This is a genomic window from Pedobacter sp. BG31, assembly GCF_042464845.1.
GTDB lineage: Bacteria > Bacteroidota > Bacteroidia > Sphingobacteriales > Sphingobacteriaceae > Pedobacter > Pedobacter suwonensis.
This window is the reverse complement of sequence record NZ_JBHNZK010000017.1, coordinates 77,274-102,754: the sequence shown is the minus strand read 5'-3', so window position 1 is coordinate 102,754 and position 25,481 is coordinate 77,274. Positions and strand designations below refer to the sequence as shown.

The 25,481-nt window shown below is 38.8% G+C and carries 23 protein-coding genes; 15 read left to right on the top strand and 8 right to left on the bottom strand.

Annotated elements, in window-relative coordinates:
* Window positions 1–104 precede the first annotated feature (104 nt).
* Window positions 105–584, bottom strand: a complete 480-nt coding sequence (locus ACFE6N_RS18650) for a Dps family protein (protein ID WP_090987034.1) — start codon at window positions 582–584, stop codon at window positions 105–107.
* 282 nt (window positions 585–866) lie between these two features.
* Between ACFE6N_RS18650 and ACFE6N_RS18645 the strand changes: the two genes are divergently transcribed.
* Window positions 867–2,396: a LysM peptidoglycan-binding domain-containing protein gene (locus tag ACFE6N_RS18645; RefSeq protein WP_378938912.1), complete on the top strand. Its 1,530-nt coding sequence runs from the start codon at window positions 867–869 to the stop codon at window positions 2,394–2,396.
* Complete coding sequence (locus ACFE6N_RS18640; protein WP_378938910.1) at window positions 2,393–3,043, top strand: uridine kinase; 651 nt, start codon at window positions 2,393–2,395, stop codon at window positions 3,041–3,043. Before ACFE6N_RS18645 ends, ACFE6N_RS18640 begins: the two co-directional genes overlap by 4 nt.
* A gap of 172 nt (window positions 3,044–3,215) precedes the next feature.
* Here the strand turns inward: ACFE6N_RS18640 and ACFE6N_RS18635 are convergent, their stop codons facing one another.
* The 6 genes from ACFE6N_RS18635 to ACFE6N_RS18610 all read right to left on the bottom strand — a co-directional run bounded on the left by ACFE6N_RS18635 (window position 3,216) and on the right by ACFE6N_RS18610 (window position 9,433).
* Window positions 3,216–3,878: a CoA transferase subunit B gene (locus ACFE6N_RS18635; protein ID WP_378938908.1), complete on the bottom strand. Its 663-nt coding sequence runs from the start codon at window positions 3,876–3,878 to the stop codon at window positions 3,216–3,218.
* Entirely contained in the window at window positions 3,878–4,234 is a 357-nt protein-coding gene (locus ACFE6N_RS18630; RefSeq protein ID WP_378938906.1) for a DUF4260 domain-containing protein, read from the bottom strand. Before ACFE6N_RS18630 ends, ACFE6N_RS18635 begins: the two co-directional genes overlap by 1 nt.
* Window positions 4,234–4,935: a CoA transferase subunit A gene (locus ACFE6N_RS18625; protein WP_378938904.1), complete on the bottom strand. Its 702-nt coding sequence runs from the start codon at window positions 4,933–4,935 to the stop codon at window positions 4,234–4,236. Before ACFE6N_RS18625 ends, ACFE6N_RS18630 begins: the two co-directional genes overlap by 1 nt.
* Window positions 4,936–5,231: 296 nt before the next feature.
* Window positions 5,232–6,320 (bottom strand): PQQ-dependent sugar dehydrogenase, encoded by a 1,089-nt coding sequence (locus tag ACFE6N_RS18620; protein WP_378938902.1) that lies wholly within the window; start codon window positions 6,318–6,320, stop codon window positions 5,232–5,234.
* A 199-nt stretch (window positions 6,321–6,519) separates the two neighbouring features.
* The gene (locus ACFE6N_RS18615) at window positions 6,520–8,898 is read right to left on the bottom strand and encodes an endonuclease MutS2 (RefSeq protein ID WP_378938900.1); all 2,379 of its coding nucleotides are present in this window, start codon (window positions 8,896–8,898) and stop codon (window positions 6,520–6,522) included.
* Between the two features lies 1 nt (window position 8,899).
* Window positions 8,900–9,433 carry a DUF4296 domain-containing protein gene (locus ACFE6N_RS18610; protein ID WP_378938898.1) on the bottom strand — a complete coding sequence of 178 codons (534 nt, stop codon included), beginning with the start codon at window positions 9,431–9,433 and terminating at the stop codon, window positions 8,900–8,902.
* Window positions 9,434–9,526: 93 nt separating this feature from the next.
* On the opposite strand from ACFE6N_RS18610, the gene ACFE6N_RS18605 reads away from it, so the two are divergent.
* From ACFE6N_RS18605 to ACFE6N_RS18590, 4 genes are all read left to right on the top strand, one after another.
* Window positions 9,527–10,228 (top strand): YggS family pyridoxal phosphate-dependent enzyme, encoded by a 702-nt coding sequence (locus ACFE6N_RS18605; protein WP_134203759.1) that lies wholly within the window; start codon window positions 9,527–9,529, stop codon window positions 10,226–10,228.
* 1 nt (window position 10,229) lies between these two features.
* On the top strand, window positions 10,230–10,697 hold the full coding sequence (locus tag ACFE6N_RS18600) for a GNAT family N-acetyltransferase (protein ID WP_378938896.1): 468 nt from the start codon (window positions 10,230–10,232) through the stop codon (window positions 10,695–10,697).
* Window position 10,698: 1 nt separating this feature from the next.
* Entirely contained in the window at window positions 10,699–11,973 is a 1,275-nt protein-coding gene (locus ACFE6N_RS18595; protein ID WP_378938893.1) for an aspartate kinase, read from the top strand.
* A gap of 78 nt (window positions 11,974–12,051) precedes the next feature.
* Entirely contained in the window at window positions 12,052–13,239 is a 1,188-nt protein-coding gene (locus tag ACFE6N_RS18590; protein ID WP_378938891.1) for a class I SAM-dependent methyltransferase, read from the top strand.
* 269 nt (window positions 13,240–13,508) lie between these two features.
* On the opposite strand, the gene argS is transcribed toward ACFE6N_RS18590, so the two are convergent.
* Entirely contained in the window at window positions 13,509–15,281 is a 1,773-nt protein-coding gene (gene argS, locus ACFE6N_RS18585) for an arginine--tRNA ligase (RefSeq protein ID WP_378938889.1), read from the bottom strand.
* 344 nt (window positions 15,282–15,625) lie between these two features.
* On the opposite strand from argS, the gene ACFE6N_RS18580 reads away from it, so the two are divergent.
* The 9 genes from ACFE6N_RS18580 to kdsB all read left to right on the top strand — a co-directional run bounded on the left by ACFE6N_RS18580 (window position 15,626) and on the right by kdsB (window position 25,481).
* Window positions 15,626–17,071, top strand: a complete 1,446-nt coding sequence (locus ACFE6N_RS18580; RefSeq protein WP_378938887.1) for an arginine deiminase family protein — start codon at window positions 15,626–15,628, stop codon at window positions 17,069–17,071.
* Window positions 17,072–17,153: 82 nt separating this feature from the next.
* Window positions 17,154–18,065: a citrulline utilization hydrolase CtlX gene (gene ctlX, locus ACFE6N_RS18575; RefSeq protein ID WP_378938885.1), complete on the top strand. Its 912-nt coding sequence runs from the start codon at window positions 17,154–17,156 to the stop codon at window positions 18,063–18,065.
* 199 nt (window positions 18,066–18,264) lie between these two features.
* On the top strand, window positions 18,265–18,843 hold the full coding sequence (locus ACFE6N_RS18570) for a PhnA domain-containing protein (RefSeq protein ID WP_378938883.1): 579 nt from the start codon (window positions 18,265–18,267) through the stop codon (window positions 18,841–18,843).
* A gap of 1,180 nt (window positions 18,844–20,023) precedes the next feature.
* Window positions 20,024–21,412: an arginine decarboxylase gene (locus ACFE6N_RS18565; RefSeq protein WP_090496099.1), complete on the top strand. Its 1,389-nt coding sequence runs from the start codon at window positions 20,024–20,026 to the stop codon at window positions 21,410–21,412.
* A 177-nt stretch (window positions 21,413–21,589) separates the two neighbouring features.
* The gene (locus tag ACFE6N_RS18560; RefSeq protein ID WP_378938881.1) at window positions 21,590–22,495 is read left to right on the top strand and encodes a DUF72 domain-containing protein; all 906 of its coding nucleotides are present in this window, start codon (window positions 21,590–21,592) and stop codon (window positions 22,493–22,495) included.
* A gap of 225 nt (window positions 22,496–22,720) precedes the next feature.
* Window positions 22,721–23,719, top strand: coding sequence for a tryptophan--tRNA ligase (gene trpS, locus ACFE6N_RS18555; protein WP_145855179.1), 999 nt, complete (start codon window positions 22,721–22,723; stop codon window positions 23,717–23,719).
* A gap of 97 nt (window positions 23,720–23,816) precedes the next feature.
* Window positions 23,817–24,431 carry a deoxynucleoside kinase gene (locus ACFE6N_RS18550; RefSeq protein WP_145855181.1) on the top strand — a complete coding sequence of 205 codons (615 nt, stop codon included), beginning with the start codon at window positions 23,817–23,819 and terminating at the stop codon, window positions 24,429–24,431.
* Between the two features lie 61 nt (window positions 24,432–24,492).
* Entirely contained in the window at window positions 24,493–24,696 is a 204-nt protein-coding gene (locus ACFE6N_RS18545; RefSeq protein ID WP_378938878.1) for a DUF5808 domain-containing protein, read from the top strand.
* Window positions 24,693–25,481 (top strand): 3-deoxy-manno-octulosonate cytidylyltransferase, encoded by a 789-nt coding sequence (kdsB, locus tag ACFE6N_RS18540; RefSeq protein ID WP_378938876.1) that lies wholly within the window; start codon window positions 24,693–24,695, stop codon window positions 25,479–25,481. The genes ACFE6N_RS18545 and kdsB overlap by 4 nt, the downstream gene beginning before the upstream one ends.

The window sequence follows — 25,481 nt, the reverse complement described above, 5'->3', positions numbered from 1 at the left end:
TCAAAGATAAATATTTAGACTTTCTATAAAACAAAAAAGCCTTATATAAGCATATTTTACAATAAATCTACTTATATAAGGCCAATAACCTACTATTTGTAATACTATCTCTTACCAGCGAAAGAACGTAACATCCAGGTATTTTTTTCTTTAAACTGCATAAACTTGTTTACCATGTCATTGGTTCCGTCGTCACCAGCCTGTTCAGATGCTTCCATTACTTCACGTTCCAACTCGATCAGTGTGGCCATATCGTCTAAAATGGCTTCAACCATATCTAAATCTTTCATGCCAATGGTATCCACTTCCTTAATTTTCGATTCCTTAATGTAATCGGCAAAGCGACTGTGAGGTGGCTTACCTAATGTTAATACACGTTCCGCAATCTCATCAATGGTCAACTGCGCATTAGAATATAATTCTTCGAACTTTACATGAAGCGTAAAAAAATTCTGCCCTTTAATGTTCCAGTGGCAGCCTCTTAATTTTTGATAATGAATATGGTAATTAGCCAGATAATCGTTTAACAGATCTACAACTGGTTTAACTTCTTTTTCATTCAAGCTTATTTCTTTCGCGTCCATTTTATTATGATTTATATTGTTTTTGATGTGAACGTAACAAACGGAATTTATAAAAGTTTGCTCAATTTTGTCTTTTGAACAATACGTTATTTATTCAATCGTTTAATAGCTAATAAATAGCAAAACGAAGATATTACAAATATTTGTAAATGAACAATATAACATTATTGAAAGATTAAAATCATCCTGTTATTAATCGCAAGCCAACCGTTCGACTTAAGATGTTTAGCAATATTATTCGTATAATTGCGCTCCTTGATTTAGAAATTTATATAGAAATAAATGCATAAAATATATTTATCTGCTGTTGTATTATTTGCCTTAAATATTGCAAATGCAAAAGCCAATACAGCGAGAGACTCTATCGGTGTAGAAAACAATAATGGAAAAAAACTCATCGTTCACCAGACTGTAGCAAAAGACACCTATTATTCTATTGGAAGAAGATACAATGTATCTCCGAAGGATATCATGGCTTTTAACAACAATAAATATTTACAGGTTGGGGCGATTATCAAAGTACCTACCAATATTCCTTTTACGGCTAGCGGATCATCGAATACGGAAACAACTTCTGCAACAACCGGCAACGTAATTGAACACACTATTAAGCCGAAAGAAAACCTGAACATGCTGGCCGAAAAATATGGCACCACCATCAATGAAATTAAGGCATTAAATCAGTTAAAAAGCAATAATTTAAGTATTGGGCAGGTTTTAAAAATACCGGCAAAAAACGGAACGCAGGTTACAGAAGCCGAACCGCCAGTGAGCCAGCCTGCGACAACCAATACAGCATCAACGGTAAGCAACACGCCTCCGTCCGATCAAACCATGATTGAACACACCGTTGCAGCAAAAGAGTTTTTAGGAAAAATTGCGGAGAAATATGGCACTACGGTTGAAGAAATAAAAAGGGCCAACAATTTGTCAGGCAATAACCTCCGGATTGGGCAGAAGCTTAAAATTCCCGCCACTAAAAATGTTGATGAAAATAAAGTAGTAGCGACTGCTGATGAGAAACCGGTACAGGAAAGCAAACCTACCGAGGCAGCAGGCACCCATACTGTTTTAAGAAACGAAACGATTTTTACCATTGCCAAGCAGTATGGCGTTACGGCCTACCAACTCAGAAAAATGAACAATCTTCCTGATAATGCCATTACCATCGGACAGGTTTTGAAGGTACCTGGAGGAATTATTACAGATGTTCAGGTACCAAAAGAAAAACAGGCTGAAACAACAGCAACAAAAGAAGTTCCTGCAGCCAGCAAGGAAGAAAGTTTTATCCACACGGTAGCTACTGGTGAAAACATTTTTTCCATTGCTAAAAAATATAACCTGACTGCCTATCAGATCAGAACGGCAAATAAACTGGATGACAATAATATCAAAGTTGATCAGAAACTGATTATTCCTAAGCCGCCACAGCCAAGATCGGTAAATGATTTATCAAAAGAAGAACAGGAAAATGAGCCAGATAGTACCATGGTTAAAGATCCTAAACTCCGCCGCGACCCGAGCGTATACGGCTTAAGCCAGATTGAAGAAAAAGGAACTGCAGTATGGATTGCAGACCAGGATTTAGACGGAACGAAAATGTTGGTTTTACACCGCACAGCACCTGTAGGAAGGGTAATTAAGATTACCAACCCTATGACCAACCGTACTACCTTTGCAAAAGTTGTTGGTAAATTTACAGAGAACGAATCTACAAAAGATGTTATTATTGTGATGACTAAAGCAGTAGCCGATTCGTTGGGAGCTTTAGACAAACGTTTTTTCTGCAATTTAACTTATAGTGCTCAATGAGTGTAAACAAAAAACCATTTATAATTGGTATTGCCGGTGGAAGCGGATCGGGCAAAACATTTTTCTTAAACTGCTTTCTCCATCATTTTAAACAGGATGAAGTAACCCTTGTATCGCAGGATGATTATTACATTCCGGCTGGCGATATGACACAGGAAGAAAACAAATTGTACAATTTTGACCTACCCTCAACCATTGATAGCGAACAGTTTTTAAAAGACATTAAACAGCTGATCAACGGCGAAGTGGTTTATAAAAAGGAATACAACTTCAACAATCCATTGGCTGTTGTTAAAATCCTGGAAATCAAATCAGCCCCTATCATTATTGTAGAGGGCCTTTTTATTCTTCACTTCAAAGAAATTGCAGCATTATTGGATCATACTATTTTTGTTGATGCGGATGAGCATATTGCTTTAGACCGCCGTATTAAACGTGATGGTTTAGAACGTGGTTACCCTGAAGATGATGTACTTTATAAATGGCATAACCACGTGGTGCCGGCTTATAAAGAATACCTGTTACCCTACCGCGACGAGTGCAATAAGGTAGTGATGAACAATACCAACGAACCCGATGAAATCATTGCCATCACAGAAGATATTTCAAATAATTTAAGAAATAGCGTTCTGGTTGATATACAGTAAATCAAAAAGGAGTCAGGTTTAAGAGCCTGACTCCTTTTTGATTATTATAGCTTTTGTCAGCCCGAGCGGAGTTGAAAACTTGCTGTAATATAATTGAAAGCGTTTCGGCCTGCCCCAACCTGACAAAATGGAAATCACAATCGCCGTAGCTTGTGTCTCTGCCAGCCACTAATTAATCCAGTCTCATTTCAGGGATTTCGCCCTCCACGATTAATCTTCCAGCTGTAGATTGTTGTATAAACCCGATACTTACCCCTGGTGCACGCTCTAAAAGTTTAAAACCACCTTCAGGTAAAATATCCAGCACAGCCAGTTCAGTTACAATTTTTTTGATACATTTTACCCCGGTTAAAGGCAAAGTACACTTTGGCAACAACTTGCTTTCTCCGGCCTTATTAATATGCTGCATGGCTACAATAATATTTTTGGCTGATGCCACTAAATCCATTGCTCCCCCCATTCCCTTCACCATTTTACCGGGAATTTTCCAATTGGCGATATCTCCATTTTCTGATACTTCCATGGCACCTAAAATGGTCAAGTCTACTTTTTGTGCGCGGATCATCCCGAAACTCATGGCAGAATCAAAAATAGACGACCCCGGCAAGGTAGTAATGGTTTGTTTTCCTGCATTAATTAAATCGGCATCTTCTTCCCCTTCAAAAGGGAATGGTCCCATACCCAATAAGCCGTTTTCTGATTGCAATACGACGTTAATTCCCTTTGGAATATAATTGGCCACAAGCGTAGGTATGCCGATGCCCAGGTTAACATAGTATCCGTCTTTTATTTCTTTAGCGATGCGCTGTGCGATCTCTTCTTTTGAAAATGCCATTATTTATTTTTTCCGATTAAGCCTAAATGTGTGTGATTAAATGCATCGCTATATTTTAAACCATAGCCCAGCGCCCTATCCATATTGGAATGAGCAAACAATATGATGCCCGATAACTGCAATGCCGGCACCTTATAATAAAATCCGATCAGGAAAGTTAGAATTGCAATTGTTTTATGATGAAATAAATTATAACACCACGCACCTACTTTTGAACCTGCCAGATACCCCAACATACTTAAATCGGGGACAAGTAAGAGTGCCGGAAATACCCACCATTGAAAGGATAGCTTTGAAAAGGCAAATACTGCCAGCAGAAACATGCCGATTTCTTCAATTGCAATGATTTTTTTCATTACGATTTTGCTCTTACAGTTCGTTGTTCAATTCTTTTCTCATAATCCCTACCCTGAAAAATGCGATGTACATAAATTCCAGGGGTATGAATATAATCAGGATCCAACTCACCTGCTTCTACCAGTTCTTCCACCTCAGCGATGGTAATCTTACCTGCCATAGCCATTACCGGATTAAAATTGCGGCTGGTAGATCTGAAGATCAGATTCCCTGCGGTATCTCCTTTCCAGGCTTTTACGATAGCAAAATCCGCATCAAATGCATATTCCATTAAATAATCCTTGCCATCAAAATTACGGACTTCCTTACCTTCTGCCACTTCTGTGCCTACACCTGCAGGGGTAAAAATTGCGGGCATCCCGTATCCTGCGGCCAGGCAACGGGTAGCCAAAGTACCTTGTGGAATAAGCTCTACCTCTAGTTCACCACTCAACAATTGACGTTCAAATTCTGCATTTTCGCCTACATAAGATGAAATCATTTTTTTAACCTGCCGTTGTTTCAGCATCAAACCAATACCAAAATCGTCAACACCAGCATTGTTAGAAATACAAGTGAGGTTTTTTACCTGCTTGTTTACCAGCGCCTGAATACAATTTTCCGGAATCCCACAAAGCCCGAAACCACCGAGCATAAGGGTTGTACCATCTGATATATCTTTGATAGCCTCTTCAGCACCAGATACCACTTTATTTATCATTTTATGAATTTTTGGTTAGTTCGCTAAATTACAAATTGCCATCAAAAATGTAGCATTTAAAAATTTTAAATCAATCAGGAATGCAAATTGATTGGAATTAATCTAAATAACCCTTAACTTTGTATTGAAATGATTGACGAGAGAGAAGAAAATACATTCATATTGCCCACCGACCCTGAATTTCAAAAGGGAATGGGTTTTATTTTCAGTTGCACTGCTGAGCATAAAAAATGTTGCGAAAAATTTAAAAAAGGTAAACGTTGTAAGAAGTGTCCCGGCAACAAAAAGAAATAGGTTTATTTCGCTATTTCTACAATCTTATCATCACTTCCATTACTGGTGCAGATGTAAAGTTTTCCTTCCGGTGATTGACAAACAGCCCTTACCCTGCCATAGGTGTTAACGTAAAAATCTTTAGTTTCAATAATTTTAGCCTGCGCATCATCTAATTTCAATTGCATTAATTTTGTGCCCTTTAATACCGCCAACAATAAAGAGTTTTTAAACTGCGGGATATAGTTGTTATTATAATAGGTTAAGCCACTTGGCGCAATAGTTGGTGTCCAATTGATTAACGGTTCTGCTACGTTATTAGAGCTGCAAAAAGACTGCTCTCCGCTTTCGTTACAGAATCCCTTTATATTAGGCCATCCGTAATTTCTTCCTTTTTCAATAACATTAATTTCGTCATCAGAATCAGGTCCATGTTCAGAAGAGAAAATTTTATTACCTACCTGGGTCAGTCCCTGCGGATTTCTGTGGCCTAAAGACCAAACCGGATTATTTGGATAAGGATTATCGGCGGGAATAGAGCCATCTAAATTTATTCTTAAAATTTTACCTGCTAAAGAATTAATGTTTTGGGGAAGATTAGTATCAGCAGCGTCACCCGTACTGATATACAGTTTACCTCCGCTGATCAACAAACGGGAACCGTTATGGATAGAAGCAGCAGGAATCCGATCCAGTAGAACCTGTGGACTCGTTAAATTTCCCCCGGCATAGGTATAGCGCACTACTTTAGCGCTATAGGTACTTCCATAACCATAAATTACATAAACAAAAGGATTGTTTGCAAAATCGGGATGCAATGTCATGCCAAGCAAACCGCCTTCTCCATTGGTGCGTACTTCGGTTATGGTTAGCAAAGCTGTTACCTGGCCTGTAACAGGATTTAACCGGCTGATTTTACCTGCTTTTTCCGTAAACCAGATAAAATTATCGGGACCATACACCATTTCCCAGGGCAGGTTCAGTCCTGATACAATTACCTTTGATTTTAATTCTGCATCCGGCAGGTTACCTTGATCTTCATTACCATTGTCCGTTTTCTTGCAAGTTGCGGTAAGCAATACCACAAAAAGGCAGAGTAATACTTTTTTCATAAGCGTAACATTTTAAAAACAACACAGTTACAGCTATAAAGTTTTGTGTGCTGTCAGGTGTTTTCATCTGACAGGCTAAACTGAAGAGCGAATATGACAATAATTTAGAAAGACATTGGCAAACAGGTTTTTTCCCAGTGTCGGATGGTAACATCCAACACCACTATTATCCATTTTACATCTTACATTACCCATCCAATCAATTCAAATACACATAGGTAATGCCATCACCACCCCTGTCTGCATGCTCATCTTCCATCCTGTTTACCTGGCTATACTTGCGTAAATATTCCCTGATCATTTTTCTCAAAATTCCGTCACCTTTTCCATGTATTAGTTTAATAGACGGAAAGCCGAGCATAATTGCTTTGTCTAGATACTTTTCTACTTCGAATAACGCATCTTCGGTACGTTTTCCACGAAGATCCAATTCGGCCCTGAAGCCAGAAACCGCATCATTCATCCGCCCGGCGAAAGAACTGGCGCTACTTTGAATTACTTTTTTAGCTTCGCGGTTGCTTACTTTTTGTACACGGTTCTTTTTCACCGTCGACCGTAAATCGCCAATAGCCAACACCAGTTCATTGCGGTTTATTTCCAGCACCTGACCAATGGTTTCACTATCGTTAAATTTCACCAAATCACCAATTTCAATTTCACCGCCAACTACTACAGGCAAAGGTTTAGGGCGTTCTTTTGGTAATGTATTTTTAACCAGTTCTTTTTGTAAATTCTGGCGGAGTTCTTTAGTCACCTCTTTATCAGCTTGCTTTTCCTTGATCTCGGCAATTGTATTTTCAACCAGTTTATTGGCATTTTTTATGATATTCTGGGCCTCTTGTTTGGCCTCCCTAATCAATACCTTTCTATTTTCCTCTAAAAAGCTTTTTAACTTTTCATTTTCAGCAACTAGATTTTTTGCTTTATTCTGCTGGTTGGCCAAACTTACTTTGGCATCATAAACATTTTTCTTTTCACGCTCCAGATCAACAAGCATCGTATCTATCCTATTCTGGTTTGAACCTGTCTTCTCTTTCGCAAGCTCAATAACCTCTTTAGGCAAACCAATGTTCTGTGCAATTTCAAATGCATAAGAACTGCCCGGCTTACCCATTTCGAGGACATACAGTGGTTTCATTTTGGCATTATCAAAAAGCATGGAGGCATTTTCCAAGCCTGCTGTATTCCCTGCAAACAGTTTTAAATTAGAATAATGCGTGGTGATTACTCCCCGAACCTTTTTATTATTTAACACTTCCAAAACAGCCTCAGCCATTGGTCCGCCAAATTGCGGATCGGTACCCGTACCAAATTCATCAATCAGCACCATTGTTTTCGGCGAGGCATGTTCTACGAAATAGCGCATCTTCTTTAAATGTGCGCTATAAGTACTTAGATCGCTTTCAATGGACTGATCATCGCCTATATCTGCAAAAATATTCTCAAAAATCCCTACTTCACTATTGGCGTCAACCGGAATTAACAGACCAGTTTGCAACATAATCTGTAAAAGGCCAACCGTTTTCATACAAACCGATTTACCACCGGCATTTGGCCCCGAAACCAGCACCACACGTGTTTCGGCATCTATATGAATATTTAAAGGAGTAACCGTCTTCTTTTCAGCAGCAAATGAGATGGATAGCAAAGGGTGCCTTGCGTTAATCAGCTTGGTTTTAGGCTCTTTTAAGAGACCCGGCATTTCGGCTTCAATATCCATCGCAAATAATGCTTTTGCCCGAACAAAATCCAGCTTGGTTAAAAAACCATGGTAGGAAAGCAATAATGGCGAATAAGGCCGCAGATCATCCGTTAAGGCAATTAAAATCTTAATAATTTCACGGCGTTTATCAAATTCTAAATCGCGCAGTTTATTATTTAATGTAAAAACTTCTTCAGGTTCAATATAAACCGTTTGCCCGGTTGCCGATTCATCATGCACAAAGCCTTTCAGCTTGCGTTTATTTTCTGCTAAAACCGGAATACACATCCTTCCATCACGAATGGTCAAACTACCGTCGGCAACCCAATTATTGGCTATTGCCTGCTTATAAATAGCATCCATGCGCTTACGCACATCCTGTTCTGCCTTCGAAATGGCCGAAGTAATTTCCTGCAATTCTTTTGATGCATTGGGTTTAATCTTTCCTTTTGCATCGATTACGGTTTCTATTTTCCGGAGAATGTTTTTTTCAATCGGGAGGTGTTCAAATAAAGCCTCAAGTGTAGGGTATACTTCTGCACGTTCTTCAAAAAAACGGAGTACAGAAAAAACAGTCTGCAATGAAGTGTATACCTGAAACCACTCCTCTTCTAAAAGGTACGTGCCTTCAACCCTGATTTTTTCAACCAGCGATTTAATATCAAAAAAGGTATTGATCTGTAAAGGCTCCTGATTTTGCAGGATGCTCTTAAACTCCTTGGTTTGACGTAAGAATTTATCAATTTGATCAAAACGGTTCATCACCTGCATCTTTTCCACCATTGCCTGGCCCATCGGACTCAAACAATGTTTGCTGATCAGTTGCCTGATTTCTACAAAACCTAAACGTTCTAAACAATTATCGGGATATAACATATTATTGTACTGCAACTGGTGTGGGCAATGTACTTACCACTCCGGCTTTTTTTATATTAATGAGTGAATCGGCCTCTTTTTTCTTTTTGGCAATTGCTGCCACCGCTTTAACCTTTGATAAAGAATCGGGTTTCATTTTTTTTCTGATCGCAAGAGAATCGGCCTTAAATTTCTTTGCTATCACCAACGAATCAGTTTTAAACTGTTTTTTTCTGATCATTAAATCGGCTAACTCCGTTCCTTTTTTTTGTTTAGCCAACATTTTCTGTACGTTTTTATACACGGTTTCCAATTCAACAGGGTTGGTATTATACCAGAGTAAACTTTTATTATACTGGGCAGAATCTGTTCCGAATTTTTTATAAATCCCCTTGTAATAAGCTGCGGCAACCTTTTTTGCCGAATCTACCATATAGATACTGGAAAGGTATCCGTCTACAATGTGCATATCGTATAAAATCTTTTCCATTTTATCAGGTTTGATAATGTCGTCAGGTATGCCTGGCTTACAGCCAAACCATAATATAGCTGTCATTAAAACCCATATTAATCTCTTCATCCTTAATTTAAGTATTATTTTTTGCCCAAATTGCGGCAAGGTTATTAATTTTACCAAAAATAGTTATAAATGAGCATAGCTGATAATCTTAAACAATATAAAAGCGAAGTTGAATCAGAGGGGATTAAACTCATTGCAGTTTCGAAGACACAACCGATAGCATCAATTTTAGAAGCATACAACGCCGGACAACGCATTTTTGGAGAAAACCACGTACAGGAAATGGTTGAAAAAGAGGCGCAACTTCCGAAAGATATCGAATGGCATTTGATTGGTCATTTACAGAGCAATAAGGTAAAATATATCGCTCCTTTCGTTAAACTTATCCATGGTGTTGACAGCCTTAAATTGCTGCAGGAAATCAACAAACAAGCGGCCAAAAACAAACGCATCATTGATTGCTTATTACAGGTTTATATTGCTGATGAAGACACCAAATTCGGACTTGGTTTTGACGAAGTAATCGAACTGTTACGCGCGGAAGAGTTAGCCGAATTGAAAAACATCCGTATTGTAGGTTTAATGGGAATTGCCACCAATACGAAGAACGAAAAGCAGATTGCAACAGAGTTTAACGAATTGAAAGTGTTTTTTGATGGCATTAAAGTAAGTTTTTTCCGCAAAGATGAAGCTTTTAAAGAAATATCAACCGGAATGAGTGCCGATTATAAAATCGCCATTGAAGAAGGAAGTACGATGGTGCGCATTGGTAGCAGTATTTTTGGAAAAAGGATAATCAAACATTTTAAAACAGATATTTCGGCAAATTAATATGGAGTTTAACATCAGATTTGCAACAGCACAAGATTGTCCGAGAATATTAGAGCTCATTAATGAACTGGCTGTTTATGAGCGGGCTCCTGAGGAAGTTACCGTTACTTTAGATCATTTCATAGACGCCGGTTTCGGTAAGAATCCGGTATGGAAAGCTTATGTAGCTGAGGTTGATCATACCATCGTCGGATTCGCATTATATTACACACGCTATTCTACCTGGAAAGGATGCAGGTTATATCTTGAAGATTTTATCGTTACGGAAGAATTCAGAGGAAAGGGATTAGGCAAGATATTATTTGAAAAAGTAATAGAAGAGGCAAAAAACGGCAACTATAGCGGCATGGTTTGGCAAGTTTTAGACTGGAACGAACCTGCAATAAATTTCTATCATAAATATAAAGCACAGTTGGAAAGCGGATGGATCAACGCATCGCTATCTAAAGAAAAGATCAAGGCATTTTAATATGGATATTTTTAAGTTTGGAGGTGCCTCGGTAAAAGATGCAGCAGGTGTAAAAAACCTGGCCAATATTGTACACGATTATAAAAAAGGAAATCTGCTGATCGTTATTTCTGCCATGGGCAAAATCACCAACAGATTGGAAGATCTTACCTATGCATACCTGTCGCAAAATGACGAAGCACATGCCATTTTTGAAGAAATTAAACATTTCCATTTCAGCATTATCGATGAACTTTTTCAGGGACAACACCACCCTGTTTATGATGATGTATCCAACACCTTTGTTGAAATAGAATGGTTGATTGAGGATGAGCCAGATCATAATGCCGATTATATCTACGATCAGATTGTATCTATCGGCGAGATCGTTTCTACTAAAATTGTAGCGGCCTGGTTAAATGAAACGGGCAATAAAACCCTTTGGGCAGATGCGCGCAACTATATCCAAACGGATAATACGTATAAAGAAGGTAAAGTTGACTGGGTTAAGACCAACCAAATCATACAGAAAGACCTAAAACCATTGTTAACAGACAATATCGTTGTAACACAAGGGTTTATTGGTGGAACGAGCGAAAATTATACTACAACACTGGGTCGCGAAGGCTCTGATTATTCGGCAGCAATATTTGCTTCCTGTTTAGATGCCGCGGCCTTAACCATCTGGAAGGATGTTCCGGGGGTATTAAATGCAGATCCGAAGTGGTTTGATGAAACGGAATTGATTGCACAACTTTCTTATCATGATGCGATAGAACTTACCTACTATGGCGCAACAGTAATTCACCCAAAAACCATAAAACCCCTTCAAAACAAGGGTATTCCACTTTTCGTGAGGTCCTTTATCCAGCCGGAAGGTTCAGGAACAGCCATTACCAAAGAAAATAATCCATTGCCTGTTCCATCTTTTATCTTTAAGGTAAACCAGGCGCTGATTTCTATTTTCCCAAAAGACTATTCTTTTATTATTGAAGAAAACCTGAGCAATATTTTCGAGCTATTCCATACACATAAGATCAAAATTAATACGATGCTTAACTCGGCCATTAGTTTTTCAGTGAGTATTGATGATCATCCGGTACAGATCGAAAAACTGATCAAAGATCTGTCGGAAGAGTTTACCGTAAAATATAACAAAGGACTTGAACTGGTAACCATCCGTTATTATAATCAGCAAACCATTGATCGGGTAACCATTGACAAAGATATTTTGTTGGAAGTAAAGAGTCGGCACACCTGCCAGATGGTGATGAAGAATAAAAGTAGTAGCAAGTAATCAGTATTAAAAATCAAGATCGGATACTCCCCTTAATACTTGCTGCTCGCTACCTATTACTTGATACTGTTATAAACAATGAACAATAAACTTTTAGCTCAAGCCGTACAAGATTACATCGTTGCAAATTTAAGCGCTGATGTAAACCAGATTGCTTTAGCAAAAAGTCCGTTCGAAGGTATAAGCCCTGCAGAGTTAGCTACACAAATTACCGCAAAAAAGAAATCAGAAAAGAAATTACCTTCCTGGTTTAAAACCGAAAACATTTATTATCCGCCGGTACTATCCATCGAACAAACCTCTTCTGAAGTTACTGCAGCATACAAATCAAAACTGGCTAAAGGTGATACGTTGATTGATATTACCGGAGGCTTCGGAATAGACAGTTATTACTTTTCACAAAAGGTAAAAACCGTAACGCACTGCGAAATCAATCCTGAACTATCTGCAATAGCACAGCATAATGCACAGGCTTTACATGCAATGAATATAGAATTTCAGGCAGAAGATGGCATTGCTTATATCAAAGATAAGGATGCATGTTTTGATACCATCTATGTTGATCCTGCGCGAAGAGCTGAAAAAGGCAAAGTTTTTATGCTCAAAGACTGCACGCCCGATGTGGTAAGCAATCTTGACCTATTACTGGAAAAATCTTCACGAATAATCATAAAAACTGCCCCGTTACTCGATATTTCTGCCGGATTATCAGCGTTGAGACACGTAAGCGAAATCCATATCGTAAGCGTAAGAAATGAGTGCAAAGAACTTTTATGGATAATAGATAAAGGTTACAAAAACGATATAAAAATCAAGGCCGTAACCTTAAATAATGAGATTGAAAAGGATTTTTCCTTTTACAAATCATCATCAAATGCTTCAGTGCATTTTACAGACCGTTTGAACATTGGCGAATACCTGTACGAGCCTGATGCTGCCTTATTAAAATCGGGTGCTTTTAATTTAATCGGCGCAACCTACGGGCTCTTAAAATTACATCCTCAAACGCAGCTGTTTAGTGCTGATAGCATAAAAACAGATTTCCCCGGCCGCATTTTTAAAATTGAAGCCATCCTGAACACCGGCGAACTGAAAAAAGATACCAGATTAAAAGGTAACGTTATTGTACGCAACTATCCTGCAAAGCCCGAAGATTTGGTCAGGAAATATAAAATTAAAGCCGATCAGAATCAGTTTTTAGTTTTTACCAAAATTGCAAATGGAGAAAATGTGATTCTGAAAGGATCGATTATACAATATTATTGATCGCAATACCTTTCACAGGACTAATCAATCCATCATATAGCCGATAACCAAATCAGAAACAGCTGACATTAAACCTAAATTAGATAAGCGAAATGGCGGAAGCTTACAACCCCCGCCATTTTTAATAGTATTTATCAATCTGTTAAAAAGAATCAGTTAACAAGAATCATCAAACAAAGTAAAACCAGTTCAATTGCCATACTGTTCTCATCAACGCCTCATCCATCCTACATTCTACATCATCCATCAAACCTCTTCCATCTACCATTTTACATTCTTTCCGGAGAAGTAATTCCTAAAATCAGCATGCCGGCATAAATAATATCGGCCGTTTTTTTACAAAGATTTAAGCGGAATTGTTTTAAGTCACCTTCCTCTGTTTTCACAATTGGTGGTACCTCGTGATAAAATTTGTTGAACAGCTTGGCCAGTTCATATAGATAGTTGGCTAAACTTGCCGGACTAAATGCCTTAGCCGCAATTTCTATCTCTGCAGGGTATTTGGCCAATTGTAGAATCATTTCCAATTCCACATCACTAATACCGCCAAACGCCAAACTCCCAACACCAAACCTGTAGTCAGATTTACTTAACAATGATTTGATCCTGGCGTGGGTATACTGAATAAACGGGCCGGTATTGCCTTGAAAATCGATACTCTCTGCCGGATTGAACAATAAACGTTTTTTAGGCTCTACTTTTAACAAGAAATATTTTAAAGCACCCAAGCCAATGTTTTTATAAAGTTCATCTTTATCTTCCTGAGGGAAATCGTTGGTTTTACCCAATTCTTCTGTTTTCTCCCGCGCAGTGGTAATCATGCTTTCAATCAGTTCATCAGCATCCACAACAGTTCCTTCACGGCTCTTCATCTTTCCGTTAGGCAAATCTACCATCCCGTACGACAGGTGATATAAACCTTTCGCCCAGCTTTTGCCCAGTTTCTCTAAAATGAGGAATAATACTTTAAAATGGTAATCCTGCTCGTTACCCACCACATAAATCGACTCATCCATATTGAAATCCTCGTGTTTCATTTCGGCAGTACCTAAATCCTGGGTAATGTAAACGGAAGTGCCATCTGCACGCAATACCAGTTTCTGGTCTAAGCCATCGGCGGTCAAATCAATCCAAACTGAACCATCTTCTTTTTTAAAGAAAACACCTTTGGCAAGTCCTTCGTCAACCGTACCTTTTCCCAAAAGATAGGTATTGCTTTCGTAATAGAACTTATCAAAATCTACACCCAGATTTTTATAGGTAATATTAAAACCTGCGTATACCCACTCGTTCATCGTTTTCCAAAGCGAAACCACTTCCTCATCACCCTGCTCCCATTTTAAAAGCATTTGTTGAGCTTCCTTAATCAATGGTGCATTTTTCTTGGCCTCTTCTTCCGTTTGCCCCGCTGCTTTTAAAGCATCAATCTCTTTTTTATATTCTTTATCAAATATGACGTAGTATCGGCCAACCAAATGGTCTCCCTTTTCGCCCGTACTTTCCGGGGTTTCGCCATTGCCCCATTTTTGCCAGGCCAGCATCGATTTGCAGATGTGGATACCGCGGTCGTTAACCAGGTTTACTTTTACCACATCATAGCCATAAGCTTTAAGCAATTCGGAAACAGAATAACCCAATAAATTATTACGCACATGGCCCAAATGAAGCGGTTTGTTGGTATTTGGAGATGAATATTCTACCATTACCTTTTTTCCGTTTGAGGGAAAAATACCGAAATCAGGCGCCAAAATTTCTTCGTTAAACTGCTTCAAGAAATAACTTTCAGCAATGCTGAGGTTCAAAAAGCCTTTAACTACATTAAATTTTGTAATATCTTCTACGTGAGCAACTAAATATTCACCAATTTCGGTTGCAGTTTGCTCAGGCGATTTTTTAGAGATTTTCGTGATCGGAAAAACTACGATTGTAGCCTGACCTTCAAATTCTTTACGGGTTTCCTGTATATTGATTACACTTTCAGCTATTTCTTCTTTATAAAGCTCCAAAATGGCTTTCTGTGTCTCGGTAATAATAAAATTCATGGCGTAAAAATATGTAAAAAAGGTGGAAGGTGAAAGGTTTAAGCTGGAAGGTTTTTAAGCTCCTATATGCCTGGAAAGGTGCTGTAGTGCCTGTCAGCGCCGATAGTCCTTCTTTCCGCTATAGTCCCCGTTGAAAAAACCGGGAGCTGCCGCTACAATAAGGTTTATTGATATTGGTTCTTTGCTGTAAAAAATAGGAATGTTTTTTTTTAATGGTATCAAAACATCTGACCTCTGACACCCGACTTACTGAATATAAAAGAATGTCATATCCTAACTCAAATCTATCATCCCCATTCTCATATCTGATTTTTTCTGATAGCTTTGTAACAACTAATTTATTTATGAGCGAGCAGAATCTAAACTTTAAAGTGAATGTAAACACCGAAATCGGCAGGTTACGCAAATTGTTAATTCATAGCCCGGATAGCGGTTTGGGCAAAGTGGTACCATCTAAAGCGCAAGACTGGCTTTTCGAAGATATTGTTCATTTAGATACCATCCGTAAGGGTGAATATGACTATTACATCAAACTGTTGATGTACTTTTTAGATCCGGATAAGATAAAGGGCAAACTGGCTGAAATTGATTCTGAAGAGGCCACCCGAAATTTCTATAAGCCCAATCATCCTGATTTTCACAACTCGACAGCAGTAATCGAAATACAGAATTTATTGAGCGAGATGCTGGAGGATGAATCCATCAGAAAGAAACTGGTAGCCGCAGTTTGTGCCATTGAGGGCTGTACTTATAAAGTTCAGATCGAACTTACTCAAACCCCGGCTAAAGAACTGGCAGAGATTTTTATTTCAGGCACCCTGGCCAACGATACGATGATCTTTGCGCCAATTCCAAATCTCATTTTTACCCGTGATGTGGGCACCACGATCAATAACCATATTCTCTTAAATAAGCCAGCAAAAAAAGCACGTGTACGCGAAACGCTTTTAATGCGCTATATCTTTTTTAACCACCCATTATTTGAAAGTTACCGCAACAACATCCTCGAAATTCCGGATGTTACCATGCACTTTTTACGGCCTGGTGATGAGCCTGCTTTCAGCACCACGCTTGAGGGCGGAGATGTGATGATGGTTAGTCCTAACCACGTATTGATCGGGTGTAGCGAAAGAACATCAGAACATGGTGCCAATGAAGCCATTAAACTCTTATTTGATCAAAATGTGGTAGAAAAGGTAACGGTAGTCAAAATACCGAATAAACGCGACTATATGCACCTGGATACTGTTTTCACTCAGGTTAAACGCAATACCTGGGTGATCCTAAACTCGATTGCGCACTCGCCGAAATATAATCCTTACGAGCCGATCAATTTCTTAAAAGAGCCCGAAAAACTCGAAGCCACAACTGCCATTCAGTTTACCAAAGCCAATCCACAGGAACCAAAGCATTTCGAGCATGTAGAAGCCTTGCTGAACGACATTAGCCAGAATGATTTAAAGAGTACCGAACCGACCAAAATTATTTATAGCGGAAACAATACCTTTCCTTACGATTCAAGAGAGCAATGGACCGATTCGTGCAACCTGTTGGCCATTAAAGAAGGTGTTGTTTTAGGTTACGACAGGAATGATAAAACGGTTGAAGCCTTTAAAGCGGCAGGTTTTGACGTGGTTGATGTAAAAGATTTAATCCAGGACCTGGAAAGTGGCAAGGTAAATACCGAAACCATAACCGATACATTGATTTTAATGCCATCAGCAGAACTATCGCGGGCCCGAGGAGGTTTCCATTGTATGAGTTTACCTATTTTAAGAGATAATTTATAGATATAACGTCATGCTGAATTTATTTCAGCATCTAATCAGAAAGATCCTGAAATGAATTCAGGATGACGAATAGAAAAAGAAAATGCAAACCACCAACCATATCCTCATGATCCGCCCGGTTGATTTTAAATTCAACGAGCAAACGGCAGGAAATAATAAGTTCCAGGTTGCCTCTACCGAAATCGATGTACAAACAGAAGCCTTAAAAGAGTTTGATGGTTTTGTTGAACTGTTAAGGAAAAATGATATTGATGTTACTGTAGTTGATGATACCCTGCAACCAGAAACCCCCGACTCCATTTTTCCGAATAACTGGGTATCTTTTCACGAAGATGGCTCGGTTTATCTATATCCCATGTTTTCTGAAAACCGCCGTTTAGAGCGCAGGAAGGAAATACTTGAAAGCATGAAAACCAGGTTTGAGGTAAACCATGTAAGCGACCTGAGTTTTTATGAAATGCAATATGCTTTTTTGGAAGGAACAGGGAGCATGGTGCTGGATCGTACCAATAAAATTGCCTATGCCTGCTTAAGTGTACGGACTGACGAAGAGGTCTTAAATAACTTTTGCATGCTTACCGGATACGAACCTGTGGTTTTTCAGGCGGTAGATGGCGATAATTTCCCGATTTACCACACCAACGTGATGATGTGTATTGGAGATCGTTTCGCAGTAATTTGTCTTGATTCGATCAGAAATGCTGAAGAACGTATGCAGGTGAGCATCAGTTTAAAAGGTAGCGGAAAAGAAATTATCGAAATCAGTCTGGAACAGCTGAACAAATTTGCAGGTAACATGCTACAGGTTTCCAATGCGGCCGGCGAAAGTTTGCTGGTAATGTCAGAGCAGGCGTATTTATCTTTAAACGACGAACAGGTTAAAGCATTGGAACAGTACAGCCGCATCATTTATGCACCACTTTATACCATTGAAAAAAATGGAGGTGGCAGCGCAAGATGTATGCTGGCGGAAATACATTTGCCGGTTAAGTAAATACCGTCCGTCATTTCAACTTTAGCGCAGCACTGAACTGTTGGGAAGAAATTTTTAGCCGTGGTTCGTTTCTGCTCGAACCACTTTATTTTTTTGTCACGGAAGCTTAGAACACGCGGAAAACCAACCGAAGAGAATAGGCCTTGCTATTAAATTATTCCAATTAGTTTTATTACTTTCGCGAAAAATTTAAATATCCATGTCTTTACTACAAGAATTGCAAACCCGTTCAGGAAATAAATGTGAGTTATGCACCGCTGAAAACAACTTATCGGTTTATGAAGTACCTCCTACCAGCAATGCGAACAGCGATAATAGCATTTTAGTTTGTAAAAACTGTTTAGACCAGATTGAAAAAAATGAACAGCTTAGTGGTGATCACTGGAAAATTTTAACAGAAACCATGTGGTCGGAATTTCCGCCTGTCCAGGTAGTGGCCTGGCGCATGTTAAGTCGCCTGAGAAATGAAGGTTGGGCTGCAGACAGTCTGGACATTTTATACCTGGATGATGAAACTTTGGAATGGGCTAAAAAAACCGGCGACCATGAGCAGGAAGGAACAGTAGAGTTTCATCAGGATAGCAATGGAACCCGTTTATTTGAAGGCGATACCGTAGTTTTAGTTAAAACGCTCGATGTTAAAGGTTCTACACTGAGTGCTAAACTAGGTACTGTAGTCAAGAACATCCGATTAGTACACGATAATACCGAACAAATTGAGGGTAAAGTAGAAGGCCAAACCATTGTGATTTTAACAAAATATTTAAGAAAAGGATAATTATCGAGCTGGCGCGCGTTTCAAACGCGTGCCCGTTAGCTTAAAAATTTCACCATTAGAAACCTCATTACCAACTGTATAAACCGTGGTTAGTATTTTCACAAACCATTTATTTTTTGCCACGGAAGCTCAGAACACACGGAAAACTTTCACATTAAAGCACCTTGCTATAAAACCATAAATAGCTGCACGGTATTTGCCACCTTAAACCTGATCGGAACGGGCACGAGTGCAACGAGTAAAGTGGAGCGCAGGGCCAACCCAAACCTATAAAAACAGGAACCTGCTTTTCAAATTATTGTTGAATATTAATCTCTTTCAAGATACGGAGAGTCTTAGCGAGACGCTAAGACCAGATCGTTCGCTTGCGCGCGTTTCAAACGCGTGCCTGAATAGCTTAATGATTTCGTCATTACAAACCTTATTATCAACCATATAAGCCGTGGTTCGTATCTTCACCAACCATTTATTTTTTGCCACGGAAGCTCAGAACACACGGAAAACTTTCACATTAAAGCACCTTGCTATAAAACCCTAAATAGCTGCACGGTATTTGCCACCTAAACCTGATCGGAACGGGCACGAGTGCAACGAGTAAAGTGGAGCGCAGGGCCAACCCAAACCTATAAAAACAGGAACCTGCTTTTCAAATTATTGTTAAATATTAATCTCTTTCAAGATACGGAGAGTCTTAGCGAGACGCTAAGACCAGATTGTTTGCTGGCGCCCGTTTCAAACGCGTGCATACTAGCAAAACGATTGCATCGTTTTAACCATATCCTAACTCATGGGGCTTGTTGTTTTTGCCACGGAAGCTCGAAATACACGGAAAATTATTCGCATAAAAGCAACCTCACTATGAACCCCTAAACAGTATTACAGTCTTTGCCACCTAAACCTGATCGGAACGGACGCGAGTGCAACAAGTAAAGCGGAGCGCAGGGCCAACCCAAACCTATAAAAACAGGAACCTGCTTTCCTAAAAACAAGAAGCAAATAAAACGAAATAAATAACTGAATTACAACAACTTAATTTAAAATCCAATCACATATTATTTTAAAAACATTCTATATTAAAATTTTGTAATTAAACTAAGCGTTTCCTCACAGTAAAAATATTTTTAATAGCGTTTAATTCTCGATTTAAAATTACATTTTTGCAAAAATTATTTAAAAGTAAATGCAGAGTTACTCAGAATTTCTCGATCTAAGCGTTGGCTTTCCGCAGGAAGGCTTTGATGTGATAGATGATGAATTATATTTTCAGGATTTAAACCTGATGGAAATGATTGAAACTTACGGTACTCCCCTACGTTTCACATACTTACCCATGGTAAGTAAGAAAATTCAGCAGGCGAAGATTCTTTTCCAGACTGCCATTTTAAAAAACAACTACCGCGGCGATTACAAATATTGTTATTGTACTAAAAGTTCGCATTTCAGACATATTGTAGAAGAAGCGTTAAAAAACAATATTCACCTCGAAACTTCTTCTGCTTTTGATATGCCTATGGTTGATGCACTGGAAAAAAAAGGTGCCTTAACTAAAGATACCACAATTATTTGCAACGGGTTTAAAACCTACCAATACAAACAGTATATCATTGATATGCTGCATGATGGTTACACCAATATTATCCCGGTTTTAGACAACAAAGAGGAATTTAACCTTTTTGATGACGAGGTAGATATCGATACCCCTTGTAACCTGGGTATACGCATTGCAGCTGAAGAACAACCCGATTCGCAGTTTTATACTTCGCGTTTAGGCGTACGCATGGAAGATGTAATTGATTTTTACAACAATAAAATTGTACATAATCCAAATTTCCGGGTAAAGCTTTTACACTTCTTCATCAATTCGGGTATTACTGATTCGCCATATTACTGGAACGAATTGGAAAAATATGTGACCCTTTACTGCAAATTTAAAAAAATCAATCCTGATTTAGATACGCTTGACATTGGTGGCGGTATGCCATTCAAAGATTCGTTGGTTTTTGATTTCGATTACGAATACATGGTAAACGAAATTGTAAAAAGGATTAAAGAAATCTGTGCCATCCACGAGGTAATGGAGCCAGATATTATCACCGAATTTGGTAAATATACGGTTGCTGAAGCTTCCGGAATTCTATACAAGGTTTTGGGTCGTAAACAACAAAACGACCGCGAACGCTGGTTAATGCTGGATGGTTCTTTTATCACCAACCTGCCTGACGTTTGGGCGTTAAACCAAAAATATATCCTCCTACCGATTAACAATTGGGATGCAGAATACGAACGTGTTAACTTAGGTGGTATTACCTGCGATGGACAGGATTATTACAACCAGGAAGCACATATGAACAGTGTATTTATGCCTAAAACCCGTAAAGTACAATATTTAGGATTTTTCCATACCGGTGCGTATCAGGAAGTATTGAGCGGATATGGCGGTATACACCATTGCTTATTACCAAGTCCGAAACATGTACTGATCCGTAGAAACCGCGATGAAAGTTTTAACTTTGAAGTTTTTGGCGAAGAACAGAACAGTAAGCAGGTACTGAAGATATTAGGTTACTAGTTCAGTTATCAGTTGGGAGTTTGGAGTTAAGAGTTTGGAAATTGCTTAGCAGAAACTTTCCACAATAAACTAAAGCGAAGCACAAGTTTCGTATTTTTACAATAAATACCTTAGTTGAATAAGCTAAGGTATTTTTTTGCCTTAACCCTTTTAACCCCACACCTAAAACCTTAAGAAATGCAATTCGGTAAAGTAGAAGATCCTTCAATAATAGATTATACCCTTCCGGCTGATGCGCCTGAAACAGCGGCAATTTTAGCCAAAAATAAACCTAATCAATCTTTTAAGGCCTATGTAGGTTGTGCGAAATGGAACAAGGCTGATTTAAAGGGCTTTTACCCAAAGGGAACAAAAGACGAGCTTACCTATTATACTACTCAATTTAACTCAATTGAGCTTAACGCTACCTTTTATGGTATGCCAACCAGCGAACAGGTTATTACCTGGACACAAAAAACACCTGCAGATTTTAAGTTTTTTCCGAAACTGACTAATACCATCAGTCACTTTAAAAGACTAATCAACGTTAAAGAGCCGGTAGCGCAATATTGCGATGCCATCAGTAATTTCGAAGATAAACTGGGCATGGCTTTTCTTCAATTGCACGATAACTTTAAACCCAAAGATTTTGAAAGGTTAAAAGTTGTGATCAACGAATTTCCAAAGGTTATTCCTTTGGGTGTTGAGGTCAGAAATACGGAGTGGTTTACCAACCCGGCCATTGCCAATGAATTTGCTAAACTTTTTGAAGATAACGGAATAACCAACATCATTGTTGATACTTCAGGACGAAGAGATATGCTGCACATGCGGTTAACCACGCCGACGGCTTTTATCCGTTTTGTAGGTGCCAACGACGATGAAATTGATAAAAAACGTTTAGATGACTGGATTGAAAGAATTGTGGACTGGAAAGCGCAAGGTTTAGAAAACCTATATTTTTTCGTCCATCAAAACGTTGAACTTTCCTCTCCATTATTTTCCGCTTATTTTACAGAGAAACTGAACAAAGCAGTAGGGACAGATTTAAAGATTCCGGTAATGGCGAACCAAGCTCCACCTAGTTCACCCAGTTTGTTTTAACAGTTAAAAGATGAATCACCGGTATATGCTTTCTACAAAAGAGTGAGCAGATTGGCGTATTTCTGAATTTGGAGCTAATGCGAAACAAAATATGGTCAGATCTCTGCATTATCGTTGATTTACAGTCTTCATTAAATGAATAAATCATGTCTTGAAAAAAATCTTGGAATGAAAATCGAGCTGACTTGTGGATTGCTTGCATTTTATTTTTAATTTCGTGCCATTATGAAAGAAACAGTGGTGAGCGGTATTCGCTCAACAGGAAAATTACATTTGGGTAATTATTATGGTGCAGTTAAAAACTTTGTTCAAATGCAGAACGACTACAACTGCTACTTTTTTATCGCCGATTTACATTCCTTAACTACACACCCTACCCCGGCAGATTTGCACGGAAACATTAAACATGTTTTGGTTGAATACCTGGCCAGTGGGATAGATCCGGAAACTAGCACCATATATATACAGAGTGATGTACCTGAAGTTGCAGAGCTTTATTTATACCTGAATATGAATGCTTATATGGGTGAATTGGAACGCAGCACTTCATTTAAAGATAAGGTTCGTGCCAATCCCGATAATGTAAACGCAGGTTTATTAACCTATCCGGTATTAATGGCTGCTGATATTTTAATCCACAAGGCTACCAAAGTACCGGTTGGAAAAGATCAGGAACAACATTTGGAAATGGCCCGTACTTTCGGGAACCGTTTCAACAGGTTATACCACACGGAATACTTCCCTGAGCCTTATGCTTTTAGCTATACCGATAACTTGGTTAAGGTACCCGGCTTAGATGGAAAAGGAAAAATGGGCAAATCGGAGGGCGAAGCCAATGCTGTTTACCTATCTGATGATCCTGAAACCATCCGTAAAAAAGTGATGCGTGCGGTTAGTGATGGTGGCCCGACAGAAGAAAACCAGCCAAAACCTGAGCCGATCCAGAATCTTTTTGATTTAATGAAAGTGGTATCGAGTGCTGATACACTTGCACATTTCGAAGATTTATATAGCAAAATGCAGATCCGTTACGGCGATTTCAAAAAACAACTGGCAGAAGATATGATATTGGCTACTGCACCTATGCGTGAGCGTATCCAGGATATCGCTAAAGATGATGCTTATTTAAGGCAGGTAGCCAAACATGGTGCGTTGAAGGCCCGTGAAAGCGCGCAAAAAACCATCAGAGAGGTTCGCAGTTTAATCGGGTTTAAAAGTTTTTAATTATTTTAATAGATTTGAGAGGTGAGACGATAGATTTGAGATAGATTATTTATTTCAAATCTCACATCTCATATCTCATATCTCATATCTAACAAAGATGCACATAGCAATTGTAGGAAATATAGGTGCCGGTAAAACGACCTTGACAGGCTTATTGGCCAAGAATTATGGATGGGAAGCTTTGTACGAAGCTGTGGACAATAACCCTTACCTGGAAGATTTTTACAGCGACATGAAACGCTGGAGTTTTAATCTTCAGATTTATTTCCTGAACAGCCGTTTTCAACAAATCACTGATATTGAGGTTAACAAACGCAATGTAATACAGGACAGAACCATTTATGAGGATGCCTATATTTTTGCGGAAAACCTGCACGACATGGCTTTAATGACTACCCGCGACCATGAAAATTACAGGGCTATTTTCGATAATATTACTTCATTTATTAAACCGCCCGATTTACTGGTATATCTGCGTGCATCGGTACCTACGTTAGTCAACAATATACAACGCCGTGGACGTGAGTACGAAGCGAGTATCCGGATTGACTACCTGTCTAAACTGAACGAAAAATACGAAGCCTGGATTAAAGGATATAAACTCGGCAAGTTATTGATTTTGGATAAAGACAAACTAGATTTCACCAACAATCCGGAAGATTTAGGTACGGTAATCCAGTCGATTGAAGCAGAGATCAACGGGTTATTTTAATCCCCACCCCCAAAAGGGAGTTGAGTTCATCATAAATGGTTTAAATATTAATGCCATAAATATGCAAAAAGATTTCGGGCATGAAAATCCGGAAAATTGGAAATGGGGTATTTTTTATTTCAATAAGAAAGATTCCAGATTAATTGTTCCTAAACGTGTAAAATTGCTTGGCTGGACATTTAATTTCGCTCATTCTGTATCTTTTATTATTATTGCATTGATCTTTATATTTGTTTTTTATCAATTCTATCGCAACAATATATGATCGATAAAAATTTAAAGTCTCCACTTGGGGATTTAGGGGTTATAGGCATTATTCCTGCCCGTTATGCCTCTACCCGCTTTCCGGGAAAACCCTTAGTTGATATAGCCGGAAAAACAATGATCCAGCGGGTATACGAACAGGCTTTGAAAGCAAAAAGTTTATCAAAAGTAATTGTTGCAACTGATGATGAGCGGATTGCGGATGAAGTAACGAGGTTTGGTGGAGAATTTGCATTTACGGCTTCTCACCACCAAAGCGGAACCGACAGGTGTGCTGAAGTAATTGAAAAAATGCCTGGTTTTGATATTGTTATTAATATTCAGGGAGATGAACCTTTTATAGAGCCGGCACAAATTGATTTGCTGGCCAGCTGTTTTGTAGCAGACAAGGTAGATTTGGCCACTTTAATTAAACCGATTCAAAGCCAGGAAAGCATTTATAACCCGAACAGTCCGAAAGTGGTAATTGACGTAAACGGCCGGGCCATGTATTTTAGCCGTAGCCCGATTCCTTTTATCAGAAATGGCGAACCAGGTGTATGGGCAGAAAAGCACCAGTTTTATAAACATATCGGTATTTATGGCTACCGTACCGAAGCGTTAAAAGCCATCACCCAATTACCGCCTTCGTCTTTAGAGATTGCCGAAAGCCTGGAGCAATTACGCTGGATTGAAAATGGATTTTATATCCAAACAAAAGCAACTGATTTAGAAACCGTTGCAATAGATACACCAGAGGATTTACTAAAATTGAATAAGTTATTGAAAGCTTTGAAGTTACCCTAA

Excerpts from the sequence above, each read along its gene's own strand:
- ACFE6N_RS18650 (WP_090987034.1), bottom strand. The coding sequence starts at position 584 with ATGGACGCGAAAGAAATAAGCTTGAATGAAAAAGAAGTTAAACCAGTT.
- ACFE6N_RS18645 (WP_378938912.1), top strand. The coding sequence starts at position 867 with ATGCATAAAATATATTTATCTGCTGTTGTATTATTTGCCTTAAATATT.
- ACFE6N_RS18640 (WP_378938910.1), top strand. The coding sequence starts at position 2,393 with ATGAGTGTAAACAAAAAACCATTTATAATTGGTATTGCCGGTGGAAGC.
- ACFE6N_RS18635 (WP_378938908.1), bottom strand. The coding sequence starts at position 3,878 with ATGGCATTTTCAAAAGAAGAGATCGCACAGCGCATCGCTAAAGAAATA.
- ACFE6N_RS18630 (WP_378938906.1), bottom strand. The coding sequence starts at position 4,234 with ATGAAAAAAATCATTGCAATTGAAGAAATCGGCATGTTTCTGCTGGCA.
- ACFE6N_RS18625 (WP_378938904.1), bottom strand. The coding sequence starts at position 4,935 with ATGATAAATAAAGTGGTATCTGGTGCTGAAGAGGCTATCAAAGATATA.
- ACFE6N_RS18620 (WP_378938902.1), bottom strand. The coding sequence starts at position 6,320 with ATGAAAAAAGTATTACTCTGCCTTTTTGTGGTATTGCTTACCGCAACT.
- ACFE6N_RS18615 (WP_378938900.1), bottom strand. The coding sequence starts at position 8,898 with ATGTTATATCCCGATAATTGTTTAGAACGTTTAGGTTTTGTAGAAATC.
- ACFE6N_RS18610 (WP_378938898.1), bottom strand. The coding sequence starts at position 9,433 with ATGACAGCTATATTATGGTTTGGCTGTAAGCCAGGCATACCTGACGAC.
- ACFE6N_RS18605 (WP_134203759.1), top strand. The coding sequence starts at position 9,527 with ATGAGCATAGCTGATAATCTTAAACAATATAAAAGCGAAGTTGAATCA.
- ACFE6N_RS18600 (WP_378938896.1), top strand. The coding sequence starts at position 10,230 with ATGGAGTTTAACATCAGATTTGCAACAGCACAAGATTGTCCGAGAATA.
- ACFE6N_RS18595 (WP_378938893.1), top strand. The coding sequence starts at position 10,699 with ATGGATATTTTTAAGTTTGGAGGTGCCTCGGTAAAAGATGCAGCAGGT.
- ACFE6N_RS18590 (WP_378938891.1), top strand. The coding sequence starts at position 12,052 with ATGAACAATAAACTTTTAGCTCAAGCCGTACAAGATTACATCGTTGCA.
- argS (WP_378938889.1), bottom strand. The coding sequence starts at position 15,281 with ATGAATTTTATTATTACCGAGACACAGAAAGCCATTTTGGAGCTTTAT.
- ACFE6N_RS18580 (WP_378938887.1), top strand. The coding sequence starts at position 15,626 with ATGAGCGAGCAGAATCTAAACTTTAAAGTGAATGTAAACACCGAAATC.
- ctlX (WP_378938885.1), top strand. The coding sequence starts at position 17,154 with ATGCAAACCACCAACCATATCCTCATGATCCGCCCGGTTGATTTTAAA.
- ACFE6N_RS18570 (WP_378938883.1), top strand. The coding sequence starts at position 18,265 with ATGTCTTTACTACAAGAATTGCAAACCCGTTCAGGAAATAAATGTGAG.
- ACFE6N_RS18565 (WP_090496099.1), top strand. The coding sequence starts at position 20,024 with ATGCAGAGTTACTCAGAATTTCTCGATCTAAGCGTTGGCTTTCCGCAG.
- ACFE6N_RS18560 (WP_378938881.1), top strand. The coding sequence starts at position 21,590 with ATGCAATTCGGTAAAGTAGAAGATCCTTCAATAATAGATTATACCCTT.
- trpS (WP_145855179.1), top strand. The coding sequence starts at position 22,721 with ATGAAAGAAACAGTGGTGAGCGGTATTCGCTCAACAGGAAAATTACAT.
- ACFE6N_RS18550 (WP_145855181.1), top strand. The coding sequence starts at position 23,817 with ATGCACATAGCAATTGTAGGAAATATAGGTGCCGGTAAAACGACCTTG.
- ACFE6N_RS18545 (WP_378938878.1), top strand. The coding sequence starts at position 24,493 with ATGCAAAAAGATTTCGGGCATGAAAATCCGGAAAATTGGAAATGGGGT.
- kdsB (WP_378938876.1), top strand. The coding sequence starts at position 24,693 with ATGATCGATAAAAATTTAAAGTCTCCACTTGGGGATTTAGGGGTTATA.